This window comes from Saccharospirillum alexandrii (assembly GCF_043641555.1).
Classification (GTDB): domain Bacteria; phylum Pseudomonadota; class Gammaproteobacteria; order Pseudomonadales; family Natronospirillaceae; genus Saccharospirillum; species Saccharospirillum alexandrii_A.
Window position 1 is genome coordinate 795,349 of record NZ_JBHZRJ010000001.1, and the last position, 23,090, is coordinate 818,438.

Here is a 23,090-nt window from a genome sequence, read left to right on the forward strand (position 1 = left end):
GGTAGATAATCTCACTGACTTGCACCACCGAGTTTGTTCGTCTCTTTTGAACTCATTTCACATATTAAACGAGCATCTATGTAAGAAGGTAGTGCCATGATATACATAGAAAAATTAAAGCTGTTTAATTTTAAGCGTTTTGAGAAATTTGAATATATTGCTCGCGAAAAGCGAAATATATTGATAGGAGACAATGAGGCAGGCAAAAGCTCAGTTCTGCAAGCAATAGATTTAGTCTTGACGGGAAACAGATCCAAGGCTGAAAACTTGGGGCTTGAACCTCTGTTTAATCGCAATGCTGTAACATCTTTTCTGAAGGGTGATAAGAATCTAGGTAACTTGCCGAGGTTGACTATCGAAATTTATTTGAATGATCATGGAAATATTAACTTAGACGGCAAAAATAATAGTGACGATACTGTTTGTCATGGACTAAAAATGGTTTGCGAGCCAAGGATCGAGGAGTACGGAGTTGAGATTGAAGAAGCTTTAAGTCAAGAGGATGCTCTATTTCCATATGAATACTACGGGATAACCTTCTCTACATTTTCAGGACAGTCATATACCCAGAATCGAAAATTCCTTAGACATCTATTGCTAGACAGCTCACTAATTGGAACTGAGTATGCTACCCGAATTTATACAAAGTCTTTGTTTGAAGCTAATACGGATTTTGCACAGCGACACAAAGCTAGCCATGCATATAGGCGAAGTAAGTCGGGGTTCACTGAAAGCTCTCTGGAAGAGATAAATAAAAAGCTATTAGGAGTTGAGTTTGGTATAAAGAGCGATAGTAAATCGAACCTTGAACAGGATTTGGTTATAACTGAAAGCGGGATCCCAATCTCACAGCGAGGGAAAGGAAGCCAGTGTTTCGTCAAGACTGATTTCGCTTTACAGCAGAAAGCTGGGTCTAACCCAATAGATTTGATATTGATTGAAGAGCCTGAAAACCACTTAAGCCACCTTAACATGAAACGCCTTATAAATCGGATAGAGAAGGCGACACAAACTCAAATTGTAATTGCTACACATAGTGACAATGTCTGTTCTCGCTTAGATTTGCATAATGCATCACTCCTGAGTGCTTCATCAAATACACCAGTATCATTGAGTAATTTACCTGATGATACTGCCAACTACTTCATAAAAGCTCCAAACAATAAAATACTAGAGTTTATTTTGTCTGAAAGAGTGGTTTTGGTGGAAGGCGATGCTGAATATATTCTTATGGAGGGGATGTATAAAAATATTTTTGGTGATGAGCCAGAAAATTCAAATATTCACATAATCTCTGTTGGTGGCACTAGCTTTAAACGATATCTTGATTTGGCAATATTGCTAGAGAAGAAAACTGCGGTGATCCGGGATAATGATGGAAATTATCAAGAGAATTGTATTGCAAACTACAAGAGCTATGTAAATAACCATATACAAGTCTTTTATGATAAAAATAACGACCGAAACACACTTGAAGTTTGTTTGTTTAGAGATAATGAGGATCTATGTGAAAGGCTATTCTCCCCAGGAAGGAGAGCTCTCACAGCCTTAGAATATATGCTTTCTAACAAATCTGATTCAGCATTGAAAATCCTTAAAGAAGGATTGAGCGATATCGAAATCCCAGAGTACATCTCTCAGGCTTTAGCATGGATAAAAGAATAATTCTCGCAGTAGCTGGTTCAGGCAAGACTAGCCATATAATTGATGGGCTTTCTAGGGAAGGACAGTTTTTAATTCTCACATATACAGAAAATAATTATAATCACTTGCAAAAGAAAGTTATTGAAAAGTTTGGGATTATTCCTGAAAATATTACTGTTTTAACCTACTTCACCTTTCTGTATTCCTTTTGCTATAAACCCTTTTTATATGATGCCTATGGTGCTAAAGGGATTAATTGGGAGGTGCCACCAGTATTTACCTTAAGACTTAGCCGAAGTAATAGGAAGTTTTATGTAGATACTAACGGGCGTTTGTACAGTAACAGAATTGCTAAAATTCTAGAGGTTGAGGGTGTTCTGGAGCTCATAAAAAATAGACTGGAAAAGTACTTTGATCATCTTCTTATTGATGAAATACAAGATTTTGGTGGTCATGACTTCAACTTGCTGAAGCAACTTTGTGCAGCTGATGTCAATATGTTACTTGTGGGTGATTTCTATCAACATACCTTTGATACGAGTAGAGATGGAAAGACAAATCAAACACTACACAATGACATTGAAGTTTATAAAAAACATTTTTCTGATGTAGGCTTTGTGGTAGATCTAAGTACACTATCAGATAGTCATAGGTGTACTTCGGAAGTGTGTGATTTTGTTACTGAGTACCTTGGTATTAAAATTGGTTCTAATAAGTGTGAATCTTCAAACGTCGTATTTGTAGAGGATCCGAAAGAAATAGCAAGAATCTTCTATGACGACAATATAATCAAGCTCTTCTATAGAAACCATTCTAAATACCCATGTGAATCGCAAAACTGGGGAAAATCGAAGGGGCTTGATAATTATCAAGATGTTTGTGTCGTTTTATACAAAAAAGCTGCTAAAGAATATAGGAATGGCAAGTTGCATGAGTTACCGCCATCAAGCAAAAATAAATTGTATGTTGCGTGTACCAGGGCGAATAATGATCTCTATATTATTGAAGAAGATAGCCTTATGAAAGTCTTACAGTAGATCAATGCTTAGCCTATGAAATCTAGAAATGTTATTCTAGTTGGGTGTTTTCATAGTGTTGTAGTTATAGAATATGGAACAAAAAATGATATCAAAAAATTATTTAGATGAAGAGCGTAAGAAACTGTGGCAAGAAGTAATATCTCTTAAACAAGATGTTGGAGCTCTTCGAGAAGAGTTGGCTAAACGGACGCCAGAATATGAAGCAGAAGCTAGGCAGTCATCCAAAAAGGCTTCTGAGTTCCGAAATAGAAGTCTTGATGCAAAGGAAGCAGCTGAGACAGCACTGACGGAGGTTCTAAGAATTAAAGGGACTTTTGATGACGAGTACAATAGTTTCATCAATAAAAAAGAAAGTGTTGAGTCAGTATTAACAATCTCTAATGATGCTCTTGGGAAAATTAGAGCTTTTGAAGAAAAGTCGGCTGATATAGATGAGTTGTTTTCAAAGTATGATGAATACGTAAATACAGTTGAAGAGATTGAGTCGCTCTATAGCAAAGGAGAAGATATATCCTCTAAATCCGTTGTACTGTACAATGCTATCTCAAAGAAAAAAAGGGAAATTGATGACATTCACAGAGAAATATTTGGCTATGAAGAAGAGGATGAGCAAACTGGTGAAACAAAATCAATTGAAGGATTGAAAAATGAGTTAGATGAGTCTTATGACAATCTAAGAACCAATATCGACAGCATTGAAAAAGATCTGGAAAATCTTGAAATTACCTCAAAAGAGCGAAGTGAAAATTATTTTGAACAACAAAATACAACTATTGCAAAAAAGCTTGAAAGTTGGAATGGCGAACACGCAGCGGTTACCAAGAGAATAAACGACCTTCTCCCTGATGCACTAACTGCTGGCCTCAGCCACGCTTTTTCAGAGAAAAGATCATCCGAGATAGTTTCTGGGGAGAAATTGAGCCGCGTGTTCAATTGGTCGATATTAGCTCTGGTTATAGTGTCGCTAATTCCCTTCGCAGTAAATGCTTATCTTTTGCATATAGGGAAGCCACTTGAAGACATAATTACAGATATGCCTCGATTGTTGACAGCAATTATCCCTTTGTACATACCATTGGTCTGGCTTGCCTATTCTTCAAATAAAAAGGCCAATCTTTCTAAGCGCCTTGTAGAAGAATATACTCATAAAGAAGTTCTTAGTAAAACTTTTGAAGGGCTTTCAAGTCAAATTGACTCTATAGAGGAAAGCAACATTTCCAATGAGCTTAGAATGAAACTACTTTACAACCTGTTGGATGTTAGTGCTGAAAATCCTGGTAAGTTAATATCTAACTACAATACATCTGATCATCCCTTGTTCGAAGCGCTAGAGTCTAGTTCGAAGTTCAATGATTCGATAAAAAAGCTAGAAAAAATTCCGGGTTTATCTAAGTTGGTAAGAATTTTGGATAAAAAATCTAAGGCAGACTTTGAAAAGCAATCAAAAAAGGTTGATGAAGCTTTGAATAATGTTGATGTTCAGTAGGCAAACTGGGACACCCAAATTAGTGAACTTTGAAAGGGATTATGGCCTCGGAAGTGAAACAAGGCTATGTAGACACCCATCGTTACAGTTTGTAATTACTCTGGGAGTGCAGGTAGTCGGTTGAGCACGCTGAGTTTGAAGGGTTAAAATCACTAAAAATACACTTTGGTAAATAGAATTCTCTTTGGTTATACACAGATGGATAGAGTAGGTACTAGGCTAATGCGCATTTTGGGCATTCCTACCTATTTCTGTTCAGTAGTCCTGGCTTTGATATCTCCGTTTAACCGGTCGATGGTGGCATGGGTAATTGCAGTAGCAGCCTGTTTTTTGTATGAATATGGATATTAAGACTCTGAGACACCCACACTAGGAGGCTATCAAAAGCTGAGTTTTGATAGCTTTCATTAATTGGTTTTGGGTAAGTGTTCTGGGAACCCCAATACTTAAAGGGCAGTGTTCAGGTGGGAGCTAACATGGACATACACACTGTTTTCTGTGACACCCAACCCAACCGATAAGGAAAAACTATTGAATAATGCATATCGATAGTCGACTGTTGTGCAATGCTCTATCAATGCGCAGCTATCATGTGCTAAACCAAGTACCATAGACTAATAGATATTAGGAAGAATCAACCTCAGAAGGTACCCTGTCTTTATGGAAAAAATATTTCCTGGTCAAAATGAAAGGCAAATCACTAGTTCAATAATAGCATTCATAATAGGTGCTATAATTGGGCTTAGTATTTCAGTAGATTCATCTGAATTAGTATCTGGAAGCATTACGTTAATGGCAGCCTTTATCGGTGCCTACTTCGCCTTTAAATTAAACGACAGAAAACGCGAACAGCTTCGAATAGAGAGAAATGTTGATTCTGGCAATAAAGCAATATTCAACTTAATTAGAATCTATAATGCGTTTGGAGGTTACAAAGAAACTCACATTGAACCGCATTTAAAAAATCCATTGAGGTATATCGGTATCCGACCATCAATCGGCTTTGAACATTCTATGGAAAATTTTGACTTCGACTCACTTATATACTTAGTTACAGCCGATAATCCTGGACTAATAGGTGAAATATCTGAGCTTCAAATTGATGTTTTAACTACTTTCGAGATTATAAAAAAGAGAAATGAAATACATTATGAAGAGATTCAAAAGAAGATAAGCGACATGGGTATAAAGCCTGAGGAAGAAATCACTGAACAAGTCATAAATCGGAGCTTAGAAATTAGAACAATTGAATCAATGAAATCACTTACCGATGCAATGATTGATTCAGTTGATTCCATCTTAGAAAAGACGAGATATTTAATTGATACTATGGGAAAATTGCATAGCCACCTATATCCTGACTACCCAATAATCGGGATGAAATATGTTTCAAAGGAAACAGGTAAGCAGGAAGGGTAAGGGCAAACAGGACACCCAACTTAGTAAGCGATGAATGAGTTTTGATCTTTGAAGAGAAAAGTCTTTTAGCGTTGAATAGGGAAGGTGATCTGTGGCCGTTAAATCGGAGTGTTTAGCCCAAAACCGTGGTTTTCAGGCACAGGAAAGCCTCTGGAATCCCAAGGGAAGCAGGACACCCAAGCTAGTGAGCTTTGAAAGAGATTCTGGACTCGGAAGTGAAAAGTTATTTAGCGGCGAATGGTGAAGATGGTCCGTGCCTGGGAAATCGCGGTGTTTGGCGCAAAACCATGGTTTTCAGGCATGGGAAAACCTCAGGAATCCCTGATAATTGATTCTGAGAGGGTGAGTTAGGCTAACTGTGTTGCAGCCGCCAGCCCCGGTGTTCGCTGGTATCCAAACCGCTGACACTGGGATTTAATCGAAAGGACCGTTCCAACTAAACCTTTGAACTGACTCTCGAAATTCTGAGTGTTGTAGATCCAATGGTCGGTATCGATGTTTAGGCGTTCAAGTATAGGTGGAAGATTCTGATCGATGCTTCCACGTTTGTCTGTACGAATCTGTCTGCCAGTCCAGTCAACCAGTTCCAGGTAATCCTGTAGCCGGAAGGGCAAGCCCGCAGGCATATCCTGTCGGGGGTAGCCTACAAATGGAAACAAGGGTTTTGGTTGCTTTGGTTCAGGGCTTTCAGGTTCGCTTCGAGCCGTATTGACGCGTTCTTTGACAGACGTAAAGTCGGAGGTCTCAGGAGCATCAGCCATCCGGGCGCGAATGGGGTTTAAATCTACATAGGCTAGGCAGGTTGCCAGGGCTGTTTCATCGAGCAACGCCTGGGATTTGAATCTTCCTTCCCAGAAGCGCCCTGTGCAGGTGTCTTCTGCGTTGGCCTGCCGTGCAATGTCTTCGTTCAAGGCTCGCATAAACCAACTGATCGACATCAGGCGTTCACGCCACTCTGTTACTAGCTCTGAAAGGACTTTGAGTTGCTCTTCATACAAGTCTTTACCGGCCAGATATTCATGGCTTAAAAAATTGCCAGCATAGAGGGTATGCCAGCGTTGAATGACTTCTGTATCCGACCAGGCCATGGCTTTCTCGGCGTTGATGTGAAGCACAATGTGGTAATGGTTGGACATGACGGCATAGGCGCAGATATCGAGTGCATACACTTTGGCCAACGCCATCATGCGTTGTTCAATCCAGCCACGGCGGTGTTCGTAGTCGTTACCGGAGTGCTCATCACGGCCACACAGGAATGCGCGGCGCACGCACCGGGAAGTGCAGTGGTAGTAGGGTGTCGCCTCCAGGGCGATCTGGCTTTTCCTTGAGCGTGGCATAGTGTCTAGGCTTGACGGCTCGTTTTTATAATACTGTATAAAGTACTGTATGTATTTCGTAGGGTCAAGTCTTGTGTGGGTGTCCACGTTGAGAATTTCAGTTCAAGGCTCAGTTAATGTAGCAGATCGAGAAGGCTCAATTGAAGTTTTGGAATTCAATCACTCTATCTACATTCCTACAGACAACGATACAGGTGAGCTAACCGGAACTCGCAAACATGGCGCTGTCACCCTGGTTAAAGCATTCGATGCTTCTTCCCCATACTTATTCAAAGCCTGTTGTAACGGTCAAAGGATGAAGAAGGCCACATTGAAGTGGTATAAGATAGATGACTCTGGCCAGGAAGTTGAGTATTACCAGCACGAACTCGAAGGGGTTAAGATCAACTCTTTCTCCCCCAGAATGGCCAACACAAAAGATCTTGCCCAGGAGAAAATCCCTCACATTGAGAGTGTGTCTCTGAGGTATGAAAAGATTACTCATACTTTTTTAGATGGCAATGTAAGTCACTCTGACTCATGGAATGAAGGAAGATAACGAGCATTAAAAAGGGGGTAAATACCCCCGGCAAAAAGAGCGCATAAGGGATTGCAAGAAATGGCAGCTACAGAGCTTCAAGCTAAGATCACCATCGCTAAGATCATTCAATTGGCTTATGACACGAATGGAGACGAAACAATCAGGATTATCCATTCAGGTGACTATTACTCAATTTCAGTTGATCAATCCGGGGAGGTAAGGCTAGCAGGTAACGCTGGCGCTATGAGTTTTAATGGTGGCCCTGCACTTGAAGGACTTGGCTTTAAGTTGAGGCGATTGTCAGTTAATTTCTCGAGTGGTGATGGTGGCAGGTTTAACTACACAGGAACCTTTAACTTCGTAATGGGATCGCAACTTTCCGTTAGTGGCAGTATTGATATAATTGAGCTCATAAAAAGTTGCTCTGGCCTCTTGTGCATTGCTGCTCGGTTCCTGGATGGTCGTGATGCCCAGATAGAAAGGGAGCTTCAGCAATATGTGGATTGAAAGTTTGAAGAGTGTATCAGTAGTCGTTTCATTAACTTTATTTTTAGGGGCCTGTGCAGCTACTAGCTCAAACCAGGAGCAGCCAGGTATTCTGTATCAGGAGTTTCGAGACTTTCAACATTTGGTTGAGATAGACCTGTCAGCTGCCAAGAAGACCAAAGTGGCATCTGACTATGTGACAGTTATTGAAGAAGCCGATGCCAGAATGCCCGAAGAATTCCGTAGCCCCTTCTTTGAGGATCTGGCTAATCGATTTAGAACGGTTGACAGCCATTACGAAGTTATCGACGGAAACCAGGGGTGCCTAACCATCAATGGCATAAACCAAGAAGGCGATCCTGAATCGCTGTCGCTGTACTATGTTCAAGAAAAGGGTGGCTGGGTTTTTGACTACATTATGACAAGTGCTCACGAGAGTGTTCAGGAGTACTATGGAAAAGCTACTTGTCCAGATGCTGGCGAGTATAGAGGTTGATGATCCGGCCAAGCTGGAACTCACTCTAAGCAATCAGCCTAAAGCTACATCTATTAATTGAAAACCTAATACCTTTAGGATATTCTGCGCACCAGTTGATTAAAGAGGCGGTGTTATGGCCGGTCGCGCAGGTTTAACAGCACAAAAGTTGATTCAGGCAGGGGCCGAAATGGCCGATGACCTGGGTTTTGAACAGGTGACGCTCTCGGCGCTCGCCCGCCGTTTCGATGTCAAGGTTGCCAGTCTTTATTCCCACCTGAAAAACTCTGAAGACCTGAAAGTCCGCTTGGCGCTGTTGGCGCTCGATGAGCTGGCCGATTGCGCTGGCGAAGCCATTGCCGGCCGCTCCGGCAAGGATGCGCTGTTTGCGCTCGCCAACGCCTACCGCCATTACGGTCAGGCCCACCCGGGCCGCTTTGTTGCTGCGCGCTATCCACTGAGTGATGAAGTCGCCGCCACCAGTTCCGGGGTCAAACTGTCGCGCATGCTGGGTGCGGTGTTGCGAGCCTATGGCTTGGTAGACGCCGAACAAACGCACGCCATTCGGTTTTTGGGCAGCGTCTTTCTGGGTTACACCACGCTCGAATCAGCCGGTGGCTTTTCGCACGGCGACGTTGCAGCCCAGGCATCCTGGGAACGTACTCTGGCGGTTCTTGACCATAGCCTGCGTCATTGGCCGCAATCGTCTGCCGCCGTCTGATCTTATTGTTAATTCTCGCTTTGGAGCCAAGATGACGACTTCCTCTGATTGGGTCACCCCGGTGCTGCCAGAATTTATCAAGGGCGCTGTCGATGTCGAACAGCGTGGCAACGCTCTGGTACCGCAGCGACTTCCCGCCTGGGCACGTGACTATTATTCCGACCCGGGTCTTGCCATGGCGGAATCACAGCCGGCCGGTGTGCGGTTGGCCGTGCGTACCAGTGCCAACTGGCTTGAGTGGGATATCCGGGCTACGCGCTACGGTTATGTCGGTGTTCCGGAGCGGGCCCCGGGTCAATTCGATCTGTGCATCAACGGCCAATGCCTGGTTCAGGCAGTGCCATCTAGCGCCACTCAGATCAGTTTTGATATGCAAAGTGGGCAAACTCACCAGCAAGCTGGCGACATCAATACCTTGCGCTTTTCGGGCTTGCCCAAGGGTGACAAAACGATCGAGATCTGGCTGCCGTATAACGAAACCATAGAACTGTTCCAACTACGCAGCGATGCCGAATTACACAAGGTGGACGACGCCAATCAACCCACCTGGGTGCATTACGGTAGCTCCATCAGTCAGGGTTCCAACGCGGCCAGTGCGTCGGGTATTTGGCCGGCTCAGGTTGCCATGCAGGCGAAGCTGAATCTGTTTAATCTCGGTTTCAGCGGCAGTGCCTTGCTTGATCCATTCGTGGCCCGGGTGATTGCCCAAACCAAGGCGGATCTGATCAGCCTGAAGCTGGGCATCAATCTGGTGAACAGCGATGTGATGCGGGCCCGGGCCTTTGGCCCGGCGGTATTGGGTTTTCTTGATGTTATCCGGGATCGGCAACCGGATACGCCCTTGCTGGTCATATCGCCCTTGTACTGCCCAATTCACGAAACCACCCCCGGCCCTGGTGCGTTCGATTTGCAGGCGTTGGCAGAGGGGAAGGTTCGGTTTCAGGCGACGGGCAATGCGCAGGGCAGCGCTGCTGGCAAGCTGACCCTGCAATCAATCCGCACTCAGCTAGCCGGTTTGGTGCGCCGACGGATGAAGACCGACAGACACTTGTACTATCTCGATGGTTGTCAGCTCTATGGTCCTGAGGACTATGAACGCTGGCCATTGCCGGATGCTTTGCACCCTGGCCCGGAAGCGCACGAACTGATTGGTCAGCGATTTGTTGAGCACGCGCTGGGTGGAGATTGGGGAAGGTAGAGGACAAGCAAGCCAAATTATTGACCCATCAGAGATCCTGATTGTGCGTTCACGTCAAATATCTAACATTCTGAAAGAAACTTGATGCTATTGGTTTGTTTAAGTCGATTAATCTTGCGCCGTACTATTTGATTCGTTAGCTTCCTTAAAGTAAAAATAAAAACGTGACGGTGATTGGGGTAGATGCTCATTCACCGGCCATGCCAGCTATCAGTATTCCTCTACTGGTGGTCTGTAGTTCCTTCGGTGAAAGGGACCGCCAAATATGGTGTATCCGATGATCACCATCCAGACATTTGATATTGGTGACGACATAACGGCGGATTTGAAAGTTGTCCTGGCTGTCGACGATCCATAAGGTTATCTCTGATAATGAAAGCCTATCTGTTCGGTCTCCCAGTGGCCAATGTTACGAAGCAGTAGTCTAAGGAGACTAAGTATGAAGCTATTTTCCCCTTTTTTATTAATGATGGCCCTTATTTTCTACTCCTTAGCTCATGCAACGCCCTTGCTTCCAGGAGAGACCATTATTGAATACAGGCTCAGTGCAGATGAGCTTGATATCGATGGTAAACGCATCATAAATGCAGAGAGCGATGTCTATATTAGTGATGTTTTTGGTTCTATTAAGGATGATCTAGATTTTGATTTTTCTGTCAGCGCTGGAATGATCGTCGAAGTTGTCGATCAATCAGGAAATAAGGAGTTTCAATTCAAATCCGGGTATTTTAATGATAATCAGGAGGTGGTTGTATCCGAAAGGTTGCTGAGTGAAGTAGTCGAGCTACACCCATTGTCAACTAACCGAAGATTCCGAGCGAAGATGACGGCTGAGAATGAAAGTGGGCGGTACCTTTATGAGATCACCATGAGGCCTGATACGGTGAACTCTCAAATCCTTGTTTTTGATGATGGGTCTTTTAACGAAGTAGAGCTTCCTGATGAGTTGCTTGTTGATGTGGATTCGATTACAGAGGAACCAATATATTTTGAGGATCAATTGGTCTTTCAGGGATACGATGAAAATTCCGATTTGAGATATTTTGACTTCTGGGGCCGTGATATGGCAGGCCTTTTGCCCCAAGGAAATGCCGATAGCTTTGTTAAGTTGAACGACTTTGATGTAGATGTAGGTCAGAGATATGTGTTTTTTGAACCTGACGTCCCTGGGAGCACAGAGTTGGACGGGCGAAAGGGCCGGTATTTCATTACTGCGCTAGAGGAGTCCTCTGTGCATGAGATACCAATACATGACCCATTGTCGACTTTCCATTCATCCGTTATTGGAGGCTTCTATTTTTATCATGAGGAAGGCCGAAGGTATGTTGTGAGTCACTTAGAGGGTCGTAAAGAAGAATACTCGGTTAATGGCGGTGGTATCGGATATAGAACCAAATATAACCTAATAGTAGATAAAGTGGTTGAAGACGGTACGTTGCTTTTGGGTGATAGACTGATTATTCCACTTCAGTATGATGGAAATATCCTATCCATGGTGCCTGGTCACCTTGGATCAGACTTTTTGCTGCTTCAAAAGGATGGGGTTACTGGAAAACACTATTTGAATCATGTTGAGAGAATTGATTACGCGACTACGGAGATTAAGGAAACACTCTATGAGATTCCTGTCGGTACATACATAAATAACCAAGCTGAAGCCGATTTCGACAGGACATTTGAATATGAAGAATTTTCCAATAAATTAATGATCTCAGCTGTTTGGACCGTTCCTAATGGCAACAACGACCAGCCAGAGGACATAGCGGCGGTAATATTGCTGTCTGAGTCTGATGTTGCTCAAACTGTTCATTCACCAGACCCCAATACTGGCGAAGTTGGTAGTGGTAGTGAGACAGGAGGGTCTTCCTCTGGTGGTGCATTGCCTATATATTCGACTTTGCTTTTAGCGTTCGCTTTGGTTTTGAGGCGAAGGTCAAATCGTTGGTGAAGTTGCGGTTAGCTTTACCTCCATGTAGTAACGGCAAATCCGGACGTTTATGTAGACGCCCGGAACCTGTCAAGCCGCAGTAGTCTGTTAAGCCAGTGATGGGTGTCCAGCCAGTCTTGCGGACCGTTGGCCTTGAGCGCATCGGGTAATTGACTCACTGGAAGGAGATTCGGGCACTGCAACAAATTCGTTTAGCAACAAAGCGCCTGGGAAAAAGCAGAGCCAGTATTTACTGGCTCTATCCTGCGATTTGGCACTTTATTCGGCTTTCCAGAACACGTATTCACCGGTATAAGCGACCAACACTTTCTTGCCGATATCGTCGGCTCCGCAGCCAGTTTGTGGCGCAGCGCCACCATCCAGATTCAAGCGTTGGATGTAGGTTGTGCCTTTCAGCCAGCCGTCTTTTTCAGAAGGGTTGGCTTCGACCAGCTGATAAGGAATGTTGCCATCACCGGCCGGCGCCGTGGCTAGTTGGGTGCCGGTCACCTTACTGCCATCCATGGCTTCCCAGGTTGCAGGAGGGCCGTAGTATGAAATAACCGGTTTGCCATCCTCATCGGATAGCACTGCAGCGGGGCCCGCAAAAGTCCAGGCTGCGCCCATGTCTGCGTCTTTGCAAACCCAGGCTACTGTGCCCTGAGCCATGGTGGTGAGTGCTTTCTGATTGCCCTCAGGTACTGCCACTGCATCCGGTGCCATATGACTGCCGGCCATGGCCGTTCCGGCCATCAACGACAACGACACTGCAAGCGCTCCTGGGGCATTAAATACTGATAGCTTCATGTTACTTTCTCCTTGATCTGCTTCACAGAGACACTCTCTGTAAGGAGTAAACTCCTGAGTGGCCGGATTGGATGCAGCATAACTATTATTTTTTGTGAGTAGCTAACATAGACATCCACACGAAGTGACTATTGAGATTTTTGTTTCTATAAAATTTAGCTATTTCTGGTGGTGGGTGCCCCAAGATCAGGCGACACTCACATCTAACGCGGACATCCACACTAGGCGGCTATAGAGACCAACCTTTCTATAGTTCCCGGCCATTGCTAGAGGTGGGTGTCCACGCTGGCCTCCCATCAAAGACTCTTTAAAGATACCCAACCCCTACATCTGTCGGGTTGTCCGGCCGGTCAGGAATACCTAATGTTTCTCTCCAACTGACGAGTGAACCGCCCCTCCTTGCTTCTACACCAGCATTTGGGCTCTGCAGGCCCATTCGCCGCATCGGTGCACTTTTTTAATAAAAAAACAGGTTTTGCATCCAAACCGTATGGCTCGTTCGTCACCCAGATGCCAATACTCATTGCAGAGATACCAGCATGGAACCGATAAAACCGATGAACATAAAGAATCTTGCCCAATTCGTGTTTGTTTTAAGCGGGAGCTTGGCTTTATCTGCCTGCAGCTCTGGAGGCAGCAGCACTTCCGATGGCGAGAACACGCCGCCAACGGGGTTATTGCCACCCCCATTATTTCAGGAGCTGGAAGACCTGACACTGATCCGGGGGCAGATCGTAGAGGCCGAGCTGTTCAACATCGGTGGTGGAAGCCTTTCGAGCTGTGTGGCCGACATGCCACAGGGCTTTACCGTCTCTGTTTCAGCCAACGGTAATACCTGTGTCATTAATGGCACCGCCATCGAAGCTTCCGATTTAGACAGTGTCCAGATAACGGCCAGGAACAGAGCCGGCGAAGACACCATCACGGTGACCTATCAGGTTGAAGAACCAACAGCCTTTGTGACCACCTGGGACACCGAACAGGAATCGGGTCTCAGCGCCAACGATGAGATCACTCTACAGACCAACCCAGACCTCGACTACAACTTCACCGTGGACTGGGGCGATGGTGAGACCGACGAAGGCGTCACCGGGGATATTACGCACCAGTATGTTCAACCCGGCACTTACACCGTCACCATCACCGGGGTTTATCCGGCGCCATACTTTGACTATAACTTTGATGCCTTTGAGGACAACTCCGACGCGACCAAATTGCTCAGTGTTGAACAGTGGGGTAATCGCTTCTGGTCTTCTATGGAGAACGCCTTTGTCAACGCTGACAACCTGGCGATCAACGATCTGAGTACTCCCAACTTTTCGCAGGTGACCAGTTTTCGCATGATGTTCCTGCTGAACGAGGCCTTTGACGGCGATGTCAGTACGTGGGATACCTCGGCCGTGACTGACATGACCTATATGTTTGCCGGTTCTGTGTTCGATCAGGACGTGAGTAACTGGGCGGTCGAAAACGTCACTGATATGACCGGGCTTTTCATAGAAGCCAACTTATCCATCGACAACTACGATCGGTTGTTGCTCAGCTGGTCGCAACAATCGGTTCAACCCAACGTGACTCTCGACGTATCCTCTCGTTTTAACCCAAGTGCAGAATCCGCCAGATCCACCCTGGTTGACCAACATGGCTGGATTATCAACGACCGTAACTCGACTGTCGAACTGATTCCAAAGGTCGACGATCAGGCCATTGAGTTTTATACCGGGCAGACCTTCGAGTCCTTTTTGAAAAATAGCGGCGGCGAAATTGATGAGTGTATAGCAACGGGGTTACCTGAAGGCATAACCGTGTCGCTTTCTGGCAATAGTATGACCTGTAAGCTCAATGGCGTTCCGACAACGGCGGGTTTCTCACAATCCGTTGTTACGGCGACAAACAGCTTTGGTGAAGGCTCCGCTATCATCGATTTTACCATCGCTCAGCAAACGCCTTATATCACCACATGGAAGACCGACAATCAGGGTTCAAGTGAGAATGACCAGATTACACTCAGTACTCCTGATGGTACTACCTATAACTTCACCGTAGATTGGGGTGATGGCTCAGTTGATGATAATGTCACGGAGACAATCACGCACACTTACAGTACACCCGGCACTTACACCGTGTCGATCACCGGAGATTACCCGCGGCCATTCAACAGCGACAGTAAGAAGTTACTGACTGTCGAACAATGGGGCCAACGGTCTTGGGAATCCATGGACTATGCTTTCTTTAATACCGACAATCTGGAAATACTCGCCACTGACAACCCAGATCTGTCACGCGTAGACTCCATGGAAGGGATGTTCAGAAATGCCAAAAACTTTAACAGCGATATCTCAACCTGGGATGTTTCTAGCGTGACAAATTTTAACGAAATGTTTATGGGAGCAAACGCGTTTAACCAGCCGATTGGTCTGTGGGACGTAAGCAGTGCAACCAACATGCGAAAGATGCTCCAAAGCGCGAGTTCCTTTAACCAGCCTATCGGCGATTGGGACGTTTCCAGCGTCACAAACATGAGAACCCTGTTCTTCGCGGCAGGGCAGTTTAATCAAGACATTGGTGGCTGGGATGTCTCCAAGGTTCGGGATATGAATGCGGTTTTTAAAAGTTCGTCGTTCAATCAAGACATCAGTCGATGGAATATTAAGAGTGTCCTCAATGCCACTGAATTATTTGTAAACAATACTGTTTTCTCAACCGAAAACTATGACAAACTGCTCATCGCCTGGAGCCAGAACCCGGAATTGGTGGAGGACCTGGACATTAATTTTGGCTCGGTTCAGTTCTCCGCTGCAGGCCAAGCTGCCCGGGATACGTTGATTAATGACTTCAACTGGACCATTACCGATGGAGGGGAAGCGACGAACTAACCCGAGATAAAGTCGTCGTGAAAGAGAAAGCTCAGGAGACTGGGCTTTCTCTGTTTCAACCAACCGGTTAACGACCCATTGTAGTCTGAAAGATCTCATCATTTACAAATCAAACAGGAAGAAGGCTCGAAGTGTTTGACGCACAAACAGTTCACCTGGACTTATGGGTACACCTTGTACCGGTAAACAGGAGGCCTGGCATCCAAAATAGACACCCACACTAATCGACTATTGAAGCCTTGGTTGCGATAGAATATAACTATTACTGGCGGATGTTGTCCAAAGATCACAAGTTGGTGCCCGGAATCATTGACCCACTGCACCTGGCGCTCCAGACAGTCTCAAGTAAAGCACCTGCATTGCTGCTATATTTAAACCTTCCCGGATAACGCAGGATGAGGCCCCCATTGGAAAGTCAGCTGTTCGACTATATTGCACAATACATCACCCTCACAGATGAAGAGCGGAACGCCATTATTGCGTTGAACCTGTTCAGGCGCTACCCGAAAAATACGCTGCTGCTAAGGCAGGGAGAACGATCGAATAAGAGTTACTTTGTGCTGAAGGGCTGTCTCCGTTGCTTCTACCTCGTTGAGGGTGAGGAGAAAACGACTGAGTTCTATACCGAGTCTCAATCCCTGTCGCCCGTCTGCGCTGTCAATAACGAGCCATCGGAGTATTACATTGACTGTGTAGAAGATTGTATTCTCAGCGTTGGCACCCCGGATCTAGAGAAGGACACTTTTGAAAAGTATCCCAGGCTTCAGTCACTGTGTTTGAGCATCAGTGAAGAGAAGCTGGCTGAGAACCAGGCTTCCTATTTCCGTTTTAAAAACTCCACAGCCGAGCAACGGTACCTGCACCTTATGGAAAACCGGCCTGAGCTTCTGAACCGAGTCCCACAACACCAGATTGCAAGTTACCTGGGTGTTCAGCCGGAATCGCTGAGCAGAATACGCAAACGGCTGGCAACCAGAAGGATCGCCTGAGTTTGTCCCACGGCATCGGGAGAACCGGGCGTCAGAATCTAACACCAAGATTCAAGCCGGGCTCAAATAGGAAATAGCGGCTCCATTGATCGTCACGGGATTCGAATGCGTCGGGTACATGGGTTCGCACAGGCCAACTCGTCGCGGCGATGGTGGGCTCAATGAAAAATCGATCGTGCGACCAAGACCAATTGTACCCCAGCCGAGCTGCAGTAAAGAGCTGAAAGCCCTGCTGTATAGGTTCCCCTGCTTCGTCGGTATAGAACTGAACCAGCGGTGTCGCGTGCAGTTTGACAAACAGTCTGTGCGTAAAGAAGTGTTTGAAGGTCAGCCCGATACCAAGGTCCCTGACTCGGCCAGGGTAGTTCTCGCTGGCGTCGCCAAAAGAGTCACCATAGGGAATGCCGAGGGGCGCCTCGTACGTCCAAGTGATGAACTCCAACCCGAGGTACTGGTGGTCGTTCATTTTCCTGGCCAGCTCCAGGTGTCCGTACTCTGGTGAGTCGTCGGTAAAATTGGCCAGGGTAAACAACGAAATATTCACCTCGTTATCAAACCCTTTTGCCATTGCGGTGGGTTGGAGGCAGACAAGTGCTGCGCTGATCAAAACGATCGTGACGTATGTCGCTAAACTCAGGTTCATTTCAGTGTCCTTGGTGGTCAGTCAAGGAGACCATATCCAAGGAGATGCGTGCTTCGCATTGACTTAGGTTAAGTGGCACTGAGTATTTCCAGCTGGCGAACTAGTCTGATAATGGTTATTGCTTATCGCTTAACACAGCCTGCTCCTGATCAAGATTGATCGCCCTGATCGGGTAGGGGATTCGGATACCTTCCTGGGCGTACCGTTTATGCAGTGCTTTTACGAAGGCAGACTTTACCCAGAACCGGTTGAAGTATTCTTTGGCCCGCAGCATGACTGTCAGGTTGATGCTTGAGCTGTCAAAAGTGTGAAACAACACAAAGGTGTTGTAGTCAGAGACGCCCCATTCGTGGCTTTTTAAGACCTCCCGGGCAACTTCCAGTGTGACTCGCTCTACGTGATCCAGGTCTGAATCGTAGTGAACACCCACTTCGACCGGAACAGACAGCTCTTTTTCAGGGTAGTAGTAATTGATGAGTTTTGACCCGGAAATCAGGCTGTTGGGCATGATGACCATGTTGTTGGGCAGCATTTTAATCCAGGTTGAACGCCAGCCAATGCGGTCGACGAACCCCTGCTCACCGGAGTCGAGTTCGATGAAATCGCCCACGCGTATGGGTTTGTCCATTACCAGTTGAACGCCGGAAAAGAAGTTTTCGAGCGTCGGCTGCAAAGCCAGGGCAACGGCGAGTGATGTAATGCCCAATGAGGCAATGATGGGGGTAATCGACACGCCCATGGTGCCCATTAGGACCAATATGCCAAGACCCCAGACAAACCCTCGGGTGATACCCTGTAGAATGCTTCGACTGCTTCGTAACGCTTCCGATTGCTCTGAATAGCTTCGAATAGCACCCGTGCAAAGGCGGTCTACAAATACCGCTGCGGCAAGAATAACCAGAAGAAACTCCGCGGGTCGAAGGTACCGGGTTAGGTGATCAAGGTTCTGACCAAGGTAGGTGCACGTCGTTTGAAAGACGATGAGTGACACGCAGAGAATCAACAGATTCAGCGGCCAGGGTAAAGCCGCCATAATCAGGGAGTCCAGTGTAAAGCGGCTGCGACCAATCAGTGCATTTGTGCGCGCCATAATGAGGCGTTTACTCAAAAGCAACGCAAGCAGTACCAGCAGTGATATTGCTGCGGCAATGAACCAGGGCTTCAGCTGCAGGCTAGAAGGGAGGATTGTCTCCATTGACAGATCTCAACGGTAGTTGAAGTACGTTAACCTGTTGCAAGTCTCGTACCCTTGAGCCCGGTAGTGGCGTTGAACATGCCTTGATGTGTCGCGTTTTTGATACCCCTTCCGACTGACCGGCAGACAGCTACGGTAACTTTGGCGCGTTTTTCGAGTAAGTGTGGACACCCGGCGTTTCAGTTTGACTGTGCACTGTGTGTCCAGGGAAGAGCATTCATCTCGGTCCCATCGAACCTGCGATGGTCTGCGACGAGAATAAGTTACTGCGTGAGCAATTTGACGGCCTCGCGTCCCTGGGGTGTGTTCATGTTTATAAACACAGTAAACGGGAGCACCGCGAGTTGAACGGACATATTCAGTGCTTCGGGGTTTGGCGCACCTATGGCTACGCCATCTATGCCGACACCCAGCACGGCGTCTACCCGACCCGCTCGAATCATACGATACCCCTGTTCTAACGAGTCGACTTCAACAATAGCCGCGCCCGCCATTTCCAGTTCTTTTTGAAAGCCGCTTCGCGAATTGGTGCGAATCGTAGCGATCTTAAGGTTAGTTAGCGCCGTTACGGAAGGGTCGTTTGTGAACACCCCATAGCTCACTTCTGCGTTGCTGTATTCTACTACGGCAACGTTTGGTGTCAGGGGTATCGATACGAGTGATGCTTGCCAGTTATTATTGTCGACTTGCGAGAAGATACGGGCGGTGGGTCGGTAAACTGGGCTCACTTGAACGCCCTTGGCGGATGCAAAATCAGACAGGGCAGACCAAGCGATACCACCGTCGTCCGCGTTGGCGTCGACAAAAGGCGGGAATTGCGTTACCAGCACTTGTAAGTTTTGCGCAACGCTTTCGGTACTGGTTGAAGTGAATATCGCCAGTATAAACCATAACAGTGGTCTCATCTGTCCTCCCTGAGCCAGTTCTATACGAGTACTGTAGTTGAACAATGCTCAACGCGTTGTCTAATGACCACGACACTAAGTGGGCAAGTGGTTCTTTATTGCCTACCAATCAAGCAAAGCTATTGCTAGCCAGTACGTGATAGATTCTGGAAAATGTTGCCTTAGCAGTTAGGTTCAACCTGCCAGGCCAGCCACTTCAGTGTCAATTCGACACTAAAGCCCCACTAACCGTAATGCATACCGTGTACGGACCCATCATTAGAGTTAGTACTGACGATGCGTGTCCAGCTAGCCCATACTGGGATCAGCTATCAAACTATCAGGCCCGGCAATAAAGGGATAGGGGTTCTTACAGGCCCTCTTTAGTGTTAACGAAGTAACAATCAGTATCATTAAAGTGCATCGATACGTTAGTTTTTGTGATGGGGTTCTAGGTTATTGGTTTTCTCCTGTGATAATTGTGGGCCTGTTTATTGGTTTAGATTTGATTGGCCTTTCAGGAATGAGATAAGAGGGGCTCTTTAACGCGAGAATGTATGGGTGTTCGCTTTGCAGGCTACCGCTTTCTCGACAGAGGTGGAAAATGAGATTTTTCATGAAATCTGAGTCGATTGTTAAGCGTAGCAGGGAGCTAAAGAATCTGAGCCTTGCAATTTTAATCAGCATGCTTTTGGTAAGCTGCGGTAGTGAGGGAGACGAAAACAATATCAGCTCGCAAACAGATGGAGAAGCCGCTGTTTGGGGTGAAAGCAATTGGGGAGAAACCCGGTGGCAGTAGCCATCGCAGCGAATGTTCAGCATTCAAGGAGTTCTTATGCCTATACGTATTCTAGTGTTGTTTTCCGCCTTTCTTACTACGGCCAGTTTTGCAACCGACCTGACGATTCCACATGAGTTTGTCAGTGGTGAATCTGCACTTGCGTCAGAAGTGAATGAAAACTTTTCGGCCACAGCCTCGGCAGTCAGTGATAACGATGCGCGCCTTGATTCATTGGAAGCCGCAGTTACTGCATTGACGACACGCGTCGATAATATCGGGCCCAGTGTTGTTGGGTACTCAAAACATTTTGCAACGGATCTAATATTCCTTAGAGATGACGGTGTGTTTGTTATTCCCTATACCGGTGAGCCCGGGCAACAGAGCGTACCGACCCCAGGTGATGCGGTAGTACAAGATGTCAATTACGAGTTTGCTGCCATCCCGGGTCTGGACACCGTGTCGTTCGAAGTCTCAAACGATAATTCCTTAATTATTTTCCAAGCCAATGGCCGCGCTTATAATTCTCAGTTTTCTGCAAGAACTAGCGTGGAGGTCGCTCTGTATATTAACGGCCTAAAGCCAGAGACCGGAGCCAGTCAGCGGCTGTCTATTATCGGAGACGACACGCTTTCAGGAGATGGTCATGATTGGAATATATTTTATACAACAGAATTAGACGCAGGTACGCACAACTTTTCCGTCATGGTAAAGGCGTTTAATCAGAATGAAGCAGACGTAGGTATTGACGGACGGTCGACTGAAGGGTTTGAAGGCAGAGTGAAAGTCGACATTATTGAACTCAAATTGCCAGACTAAAGGGAGGCAAGCAGGACACTCAAGTTAGTGAACTTGGGTGTCCTGCTTGGGAAGGCTCTTAGCAGACAATGAACTCTCGCCTCAGTTCTCTCTCACGGTGATGTTTGCGATGGCATCCGCGCTACCTTGGAGCGCGGTCTGGCTCTGTATCCAGGCATCTTGCTCAATGGCGAATATGCGCCTTAGCCAGGCCAGTGTTAAACGCCGCGTCGCCTCCAGTGCGTCGGGGTCTTCTACCTCGGTCTCTTTCGCGTCGAACCCTGCGATTCCGCCCAGCCCATGGCCAACGCCATTAATCGTCAGCAGGGCGTCGGCCCCCGGTGCGTCGTGGAAGACATCCGCGTGCCACTCTGGACCGCGTGGCGTGAAATGAGGGTCATCTTCGGCGCCGCAGACTACAAGGGTCGGCAATTCGATGGCGCTGAAATCTACGTCGAAGAAGGGAAAACGCTGAGCATGCTCGGGCTTCAGGTTGTCGCCGCCGCGCCCCGGGGTCGCCAACAGGATGCCAGCGCAAATGCGCGGATCAGAGAAATCCTCACCCAGCAAACGCCCGCCAAGCAGCAGGCTGCAGGTATGGCCGCCGAAGGAGTGGCCAGCCACGGCGATCCGGTCGTGGTCCAGCCGTCCTGCGATGGCTGAGGCCTGATGCTCAATGTCGTTCAGTTGGTCGAGGATGGCGCGCATCTCTTCCACCCGCTCGCGCCAGAAAAAGGGGCCTTCAGGTAGGTCGGGGTCAAGTCCGCCGCTTCGTGAGCTGGCATGCGTCGGCTGAATAACGGCGATGCCCCGTTCGGCCCAGAACTGGGCGAGCGGGGCGTAGCCGTCTTTCGAGGGAATATAGTTCGATGGGCCAAAGCCGTGCGACAGGATCACGATCGGCAGGGCGTCCCCGGTTGTCGGTGCGGTAAGGCGCAGCTCCAGCGGTTGGCGGCCTGGCATTTTCAGGCGGATTGGCGTGTAGGCCACGGTCAGGGAGGGGTCCAGCGTCGGTAACTTTTTGGATAGATTGATCAGTCGGTTCATCTATTAGTCTCGTTTTACATAGGAAGGCGCGGCAGCTCTGCCGCACCCGGTTCGTTAGGCTGCGGAGATGCCTTCTTCGTGGAACCAGGTTTCGGCGTCGGCTCCGGCGGGCAGCTTCATCGGAGCGGTTTCATCGGTGACGGCGCGCCAGACGGCCATTGCGACATCGTGGGCCTGTGTCTTTTCGGTGGCGGACTGCAGACTCTGGAAATACGCCTGCACGAACTGGCCATAGGCTTCAGGCACGTCCATACCCATCCGCGCCACGGCATTGCGGCCGAAGGAGGTCTCGGGCGCGCTGCCGGGCAGAACCAGCCGGGTGCGAATACCGAATTCCGCGGCCTCCAGCGCGAAGCTCTCGGTGAAGGCATTTACCGCCGCCTTGCTAGCGCTGTAGATCGACAGGGCGGGCAGCGGGCGCAGGGTCACGCTGGAACTGATGTTGACGATCACGCCACGTCTGCGGCTGCGCATTTCTGGCATCACGGCGCGGGTCATGGCCATGGTTCCCAGCACGTTGGTCTCGAAGAGTTCGCGGGCGCGGGCAATGTCTGCACCTTCAAGCACGTTGAGCATGCCAACGCCGGCGTTGTTAACCAGGGCGTCGAGCGGGCCCGCTTCCGCAATGGCAGCGGCGATGCTGTCCGGGTCGGTGACGTCGAGAGGGAGCAGGCGCAGGTTGTCCGAAACGGGCAGGCCCTCGGGGGAAGGATGACGCATCGTGGCGATGACCTCCCATCCCTGAACGAGGAATTGCGTGGCGATGGCCTGGCCGAAGCCCGAAGAGGTACCGGTGATGAGTATACGGGGCATATCTGGT

General features: G+C 47.4%; 20 protein-coding genes. 13 read left to right on the forward strand and 7 right to left on the reverse strand.

Annotation, left to right across the window (positions count from 1 at the left end; all coding sequences use genetic code 11):
* Positions 1-96: 96 nt before the first annotated feature.
* The 4 genes from ACHUE7_RS03440 (at position 97) to ACHUE7_RS03455 (ending at position 5,589) form a co-directional block, all read left to right on the forward strand.
* On the forward strand, positions 97-1,665 hold the full coding sequence (locus ACHUE7_RS03440) for an ATP-dependent nuclease (RefSeq protein ID WP_394168742.1): 1,569 nt from the start codon (positions 97-99) through the stop codon (positions 1,663-1,665).
* Positions 1,650-2,681, forward strand: a complete 1,032-nt coding sequence (locus tag ACHUE7_RS03445; RefSeq protein WP_394168743.1) for a UvrD-helicase domain-containing protein — start codon at positions 1,650-1,652, stop codon at positions 2,679-2,681. Before ACHUE7_RS03440 ends, ACHUE7_RS03445 begins: the two co-directional genes overlap by 16 nt.
* Before the next feature lie 85 nt (positions 2,682-2,766).
* Positions 2,767-4,170, forward strand: coding sequence for a hypothetical protein (locus ACHUE7_RS03450; protein ID WP_394168744.1), 1,404 nt, complete (start codon positions 2,767-2,769; stop codon positions 4,168-4,170).
* Positions 4,171-4,830: 660 nt separating this feature from the next.
* Positions 4,831-5,589 carry a hypothetical protein gene (locus tag ACHUE7_RS03455; protein WP_394168745.1) on the forward strand — a complete coding sequence of 253 codons (759 nt, stop codon included), beginning with the start codon at positions 4,831-4,833 and terminating at the stop codon, positions 5,587-5,589.
* A 347-nt stretch (positions 5,590-5,936) separates the two neighbouring features.
* Here the strand turns inward: ACHUE7_RS03455 and ACHUE7_RS03460 are convergent, their stop codons facing one another.
* Positions 5,937-6,926, reverse strand: coding sequence for a transposase (locus tag ACHUE7_RS03460; RefSeq protein ID WP_394168746.1), 990 nt, complete (start codon positions 6,924-6,926; stop codon positions 5,937-5,939).
* 88 nt (positions 6,927-7,014) lie between these two features.
* Between ACHUE7_RS03460 and tssD the strand changes: the two genes are divergently transcribed.
* The 6 genes from tssD (at position 7,015) to ACHUE7_RS03490 (ending at position 12,274) form a co-directional block, all read left to right on the forward strand.
* Positions 7,015-7,464: a type VI secretion system tube protein TssD gene (gene tssD, locus ACHUE7_RS03465; protein ID WP_394168747.1), complete on the forward strand. Its 450-nt coding sequence runs from the start codon at positions 7,015-7,017 to the stop codon at positions 7,462-7,464.
* A gap of 60 nt (positions 7,465-7,524) precedes the next feature.
* Positions 7,525-7,953 (forward strand): hypothetical protein, encoded by a 429-nt coding sequence (locus ACHUE7_RS03470; RefSeq protein WP_394168748.1) that lies wholly within the window; start codon positions 7,525-7,527, stop codon positions 7,951-7,953.
* The gene (locus ACHUE7_RS03475; protein WP_394168749.1) at positions 7,943-8,428 is read left to right on the forward strand and encodes a hypothetical protein; all 486 of its coding nucleotides are present in this window, start codon (positions 7,943-7,945) and stop codon (positions 8,426-8,428) included. Before ACHUE7_RS03470 ends, ACHUE7_RS03475 begins: the two co-directional genes overlap by 11 nt.
* Before the next feature lie 115 nt (positions 8,429-8,543).
* Positions 8,544-9,128: a TetR/AcrR family transcriptional regulator gene (locus ACHUE7_RS03480; protein WP_394168750.1), complete on the forward strand. Its 585-nt coding sequence runs from the start codon at positions 8,544-8,546 to the stop codon at positions 9,126-9,128.
* A 31-nt stretch (positions 9,129-9,159) separates the two neighbouring features.
* Complete coding sequence (locus ACHUE7_RS03485) at positions 9,160-10,326, forward strand: SGNH/GDSL hydrolase family protein (RefSeq protein WP_394168751.1); 1,167 nt, start codon at positions 9,160-9,162, stop codon at positions 10,324-10,326.
* A 439-nt stretch (positions 10,327-10,765) separates the two neighbouring features.
* A complete protein-coding gene (locus ACHUE7_RS03490) occupies positions 10,766-12,274 on the forward strand; it encodes a hypothetical protein (protein WP_394168752.1) in 1,509 nt (502 codons plus the stop codon).
* 258 nt (positions 12,275-12,532) lie between these two features.
* Here ACHUE7_RS03490 and ACHUE7_RS03495 read toward each other — a convergent pair whose 3' ends face one another.
* Positions 12,533-13,060: a DUF3455 domain-containing protein gene (locus ACHUE7_RS03495; protein ID WP_394168753.1), complete on the reverse strand. Its 528-nt coding sequence runs from the start codon at positions 13,058-13,060 to the stop codon at positions 12,533-12,535.
* A 539-nt stretch (positions 13,061-13,599) separates the two neighbouring features.
* Between ACHUE7_RS03495 and ACHUE7_RS03500 the strand changes: the two genes are divergently transcribed.
* Positions 13,600-15,936 carry a BspA family leucine-rich repeat surface protein gene (locus ACHUE7_RS03500; protein WP_394168754.1) on the forward strand — a complete coding sequence of 779 codons (2,337 nt, stop codon included), beginning with the start codon at positions 13,600-13,602 and terminating at the stop codon, positions 15,934-15,936.
* Between the two features lie 407 nt (positions 15,937-16,343).
* The gene (locus ACHUE7_RS03505; protein ID WP_394168755.1) at positions 16,344-16,925 is read left to right on the forward strand and encodes a Crp/Fnr family transcriptional regulator; all 582 of its coding nucleotides are present in this window, start codon (positions 16,344-16,346) and stop codon (positions 16,923-16,925) included.
* A 31-nt stretch (positions 16,926-16,956) separates the two neighbouring features.
* Here the strand turns inward: ACHUE7_RS03505 and ACHUE7_RS03510 are convergent, their stop codons facing one another.
* The 3 genes from ACHUE7_RS03510 to ACHUE7_RS03520 form a co-directional block, all read right to left on the reverse strand.
* The gene (locus tag ACHUE7_RS03510; RefSeq protein WP_394168756.1) at positions 16,957-17,568 is read right to left on the reverse strand and encodes a hypothetical protein; all 612 of its coding nucleotides are present in this window, start codon (positions 17,566-17,568) and stop codon (positions 16,957-16,959) included.
* Between the two features lie 115 nt (positions 17,569-17,683).
* Positions 17,684-18,763 carry a mechanosensitive ion channel family protein gene (locus ACHUE7_RS03515; RefSeq protein WP_394168757.1) on the reverse strand — a complete coding sequence of 360 codons (1,080 nt, stop codon included), beginning with the start codon at positions 18,761-18,763 and terminating at the stop codon, positions 17,684-17,686.
* A gap of 263 nt (positions 18,764-19,026) precedes the next feature.
* Positions 19,027-19,668 carry a hypothetical protein gene (locus ACHUE7_RS03520; RefSeq protein ID WP_394168758.1) on the reverse strand — a complete coding sequence of 214 codons (642 nt, stop codon included), beginning with the start codon at positions 19,666-19,668 and terminating at the stop codon, positions 19,027-19,029.
* A gap of 814 nt (positions 19,669-20,482) precedes the next feature.
* On the opposite strand from ACHUE7_RS03520, the gene ACHUE7_RS03525 reads away from it, so the two are divergent.
* The gene (locus ACHUE7_RS03525; RefSeq protein WP_394168759.1) at positions 20,483-21,244 is read left to right on the forward strand and encodes a hypothetical protein; all 762 of its coding nucleotides are present in this window, start codon (positions 20,483-20,485) and stop codon (positions 21,242-21,244) included.
* 81 nt (positions 21,245-21,325) lie between these two features.
* Here ACHUE7_RS03525 and ACHUE7_RS03530 read toward each other — a convergent pair whose 3' ends face one another.
* Together ACHUE7_RS03530 and ACHUE7_RS03535 are read right to left on the reverse strand one after the other, a co-directional pair.
* On the reverse strand, positions 21,326-22,270 hold the full coding sequence (locus ACHUE7_RS03530) for an alpha/beta hydrolase family protein (RefSeq protein ID WP_394168760.1): 945 nt from the start codon (positions 22,268-22,270) through the stop codon (positions 21,326-21,328).
* 54 nt (positions 22,271-22,324) lie between these two features.
* Entirely contained in the window at positions 22,325-23,083 is a 759-nt protein-coding gene (locus ACHUE7_RS03535; protein ID WP_394168761.1) for an SDR family oxidoreductase, read from the reverse strand.
* Positions 23,084-23,090 lie beyond the last annotated feature (7 nt).

Excerpts from the sequence above, each read along its gene's own strand:
- ACHUE7_RS03475 (WP_394168749.1), top strand. The coding sequence starts at position 7,943 with ATGTGGATTGAAAGTTTGAAGAGTGTATCAGTAGTCGTTTCATTAACT.
- ACHUE7_RS03470 (WP_394168748.1), top strand. The coding sequence starts at position 7,525 with ATGGCAGCTACAGAGCTTCAAGCTAAGATCACCATCGCTAAGATCATT.
- ACHUE7_RS03490 (WP_394168752.1), top strand. The coding sequence starts at position 10,766 with ATGAAGCTATTTTCCCCTTTTTTATTAATGATGGCCCTTATTTTCTAC.
- ACHUE7_RS03520 (WP_394168758.1), bottom strand. The coding sequence starts at position 19,668 with ATGAGACCACTGTTATGGTTTATACTGGCGATATTCACTTCAACCAGT.
- ACHUE7_RS03530 (WP_394168760.1), bottom strand. The coding sequence starts at position 22,270 with ATGAACCGACTGATCAATCTATCCAAAAAGTTACCGACGCTGGACCCC.
- ACHUE7_RS03445 (WP_394168743.1), top strand. The coding sequence starts at position 1,650 with ATGGATAAAAGAATAATTCTCGCAGTAGCTGGTTCAGGCAAGACTAGC.
- ACHUE7_RS03455 (WP_394168745.1), top strand. The coding sequence starts at position 4,831 with ATGGAAAAAATATTTCCTGGTCAAAATGAAAGGCAAATCACTAGTTCA.
- ACHUE7_RS03460 (WP_394168746.1), bottom strand. The coding sequence starts at position 6,926 with ATGCCACGCTCAAGGAAAAGCCAGATCGCCCTGGAGGCGACACCCTAC.
- ACHUE7_RS03500 (WP_394168754.1), top strand. The coding sequence starts at position 13,600 with ATGGAACCGATAAAACCGATGAACATAAAGAATCTTGCCCAATTCGTG.
- ACHUE7_RS03450 (WP_394168744.1), top strand. The coding sequence starts at position 2,767 with ATGATATCAAAAAATTATTTAGATGAAGAGCGTAAGAAACTGTGGCAA.
- ACHUE7_RS03485 (WP_394168751.1), top strand. The coding sequence starts at position 9,160 with ATGACGACTTCCTCTGATTGGGTCACCCCGGTGCTGCCAGAATTTATC.
- ACHUE7_RS03440 (WP_394168742.1), top strand. The coding sequence starts at position 97 with ATGATATACATAGAAAAATTAAAGCTGTTTAATTTTAAGCGTTTTGAG.
- ACHUE7_RS03480 (WP_394168750.1), top strand. The coding sequence starts at position 8,544 with ATGGCCGGTCGCGCAGGTTTAACAGCACAAAAGTTGATTCAGGCAGGG.
- ACHUE7_RS03510 (WP_394168756.1), bottom strand. The coding sequence starts at position 17,568 with ATGAACCTGAGTTTAGCGACATACGTCACGATCGTTTTGATCAGCGCA.
- ACHUE7_RS03535 (WP_394168761.1), bottom strand. The coding sequence starts at position 23,083 with ATGCCCCGTATACTCATCACCGGTACCTCTTCGGGCTTCGGCCAGGCC.
- ACHUE7_RS03495 (WP_394168753.1), bottom strand. The coding sequence starts at position 13,060 with ATGAAGCTATCAGTATTTAATGCCCCAGGAGCGCTTGCAGTGTCGTTG.
- ACHUE7_RS03525 (WP_394168759.1), top strand. The coding sequence starts at position 20,483 with ATGCCTATACGTATTCTAGTGTTGTTTTCCGCCTTTCTTACTACGGCC.
- ACHUE7_RS03515 (WP_394168757.1), bottom strand. The coding sequence starts at position 18,763 with ATGGAGACAATCCTCCCTTCTAGCCTGCAGCTGAAGCCCTGGTTCATT.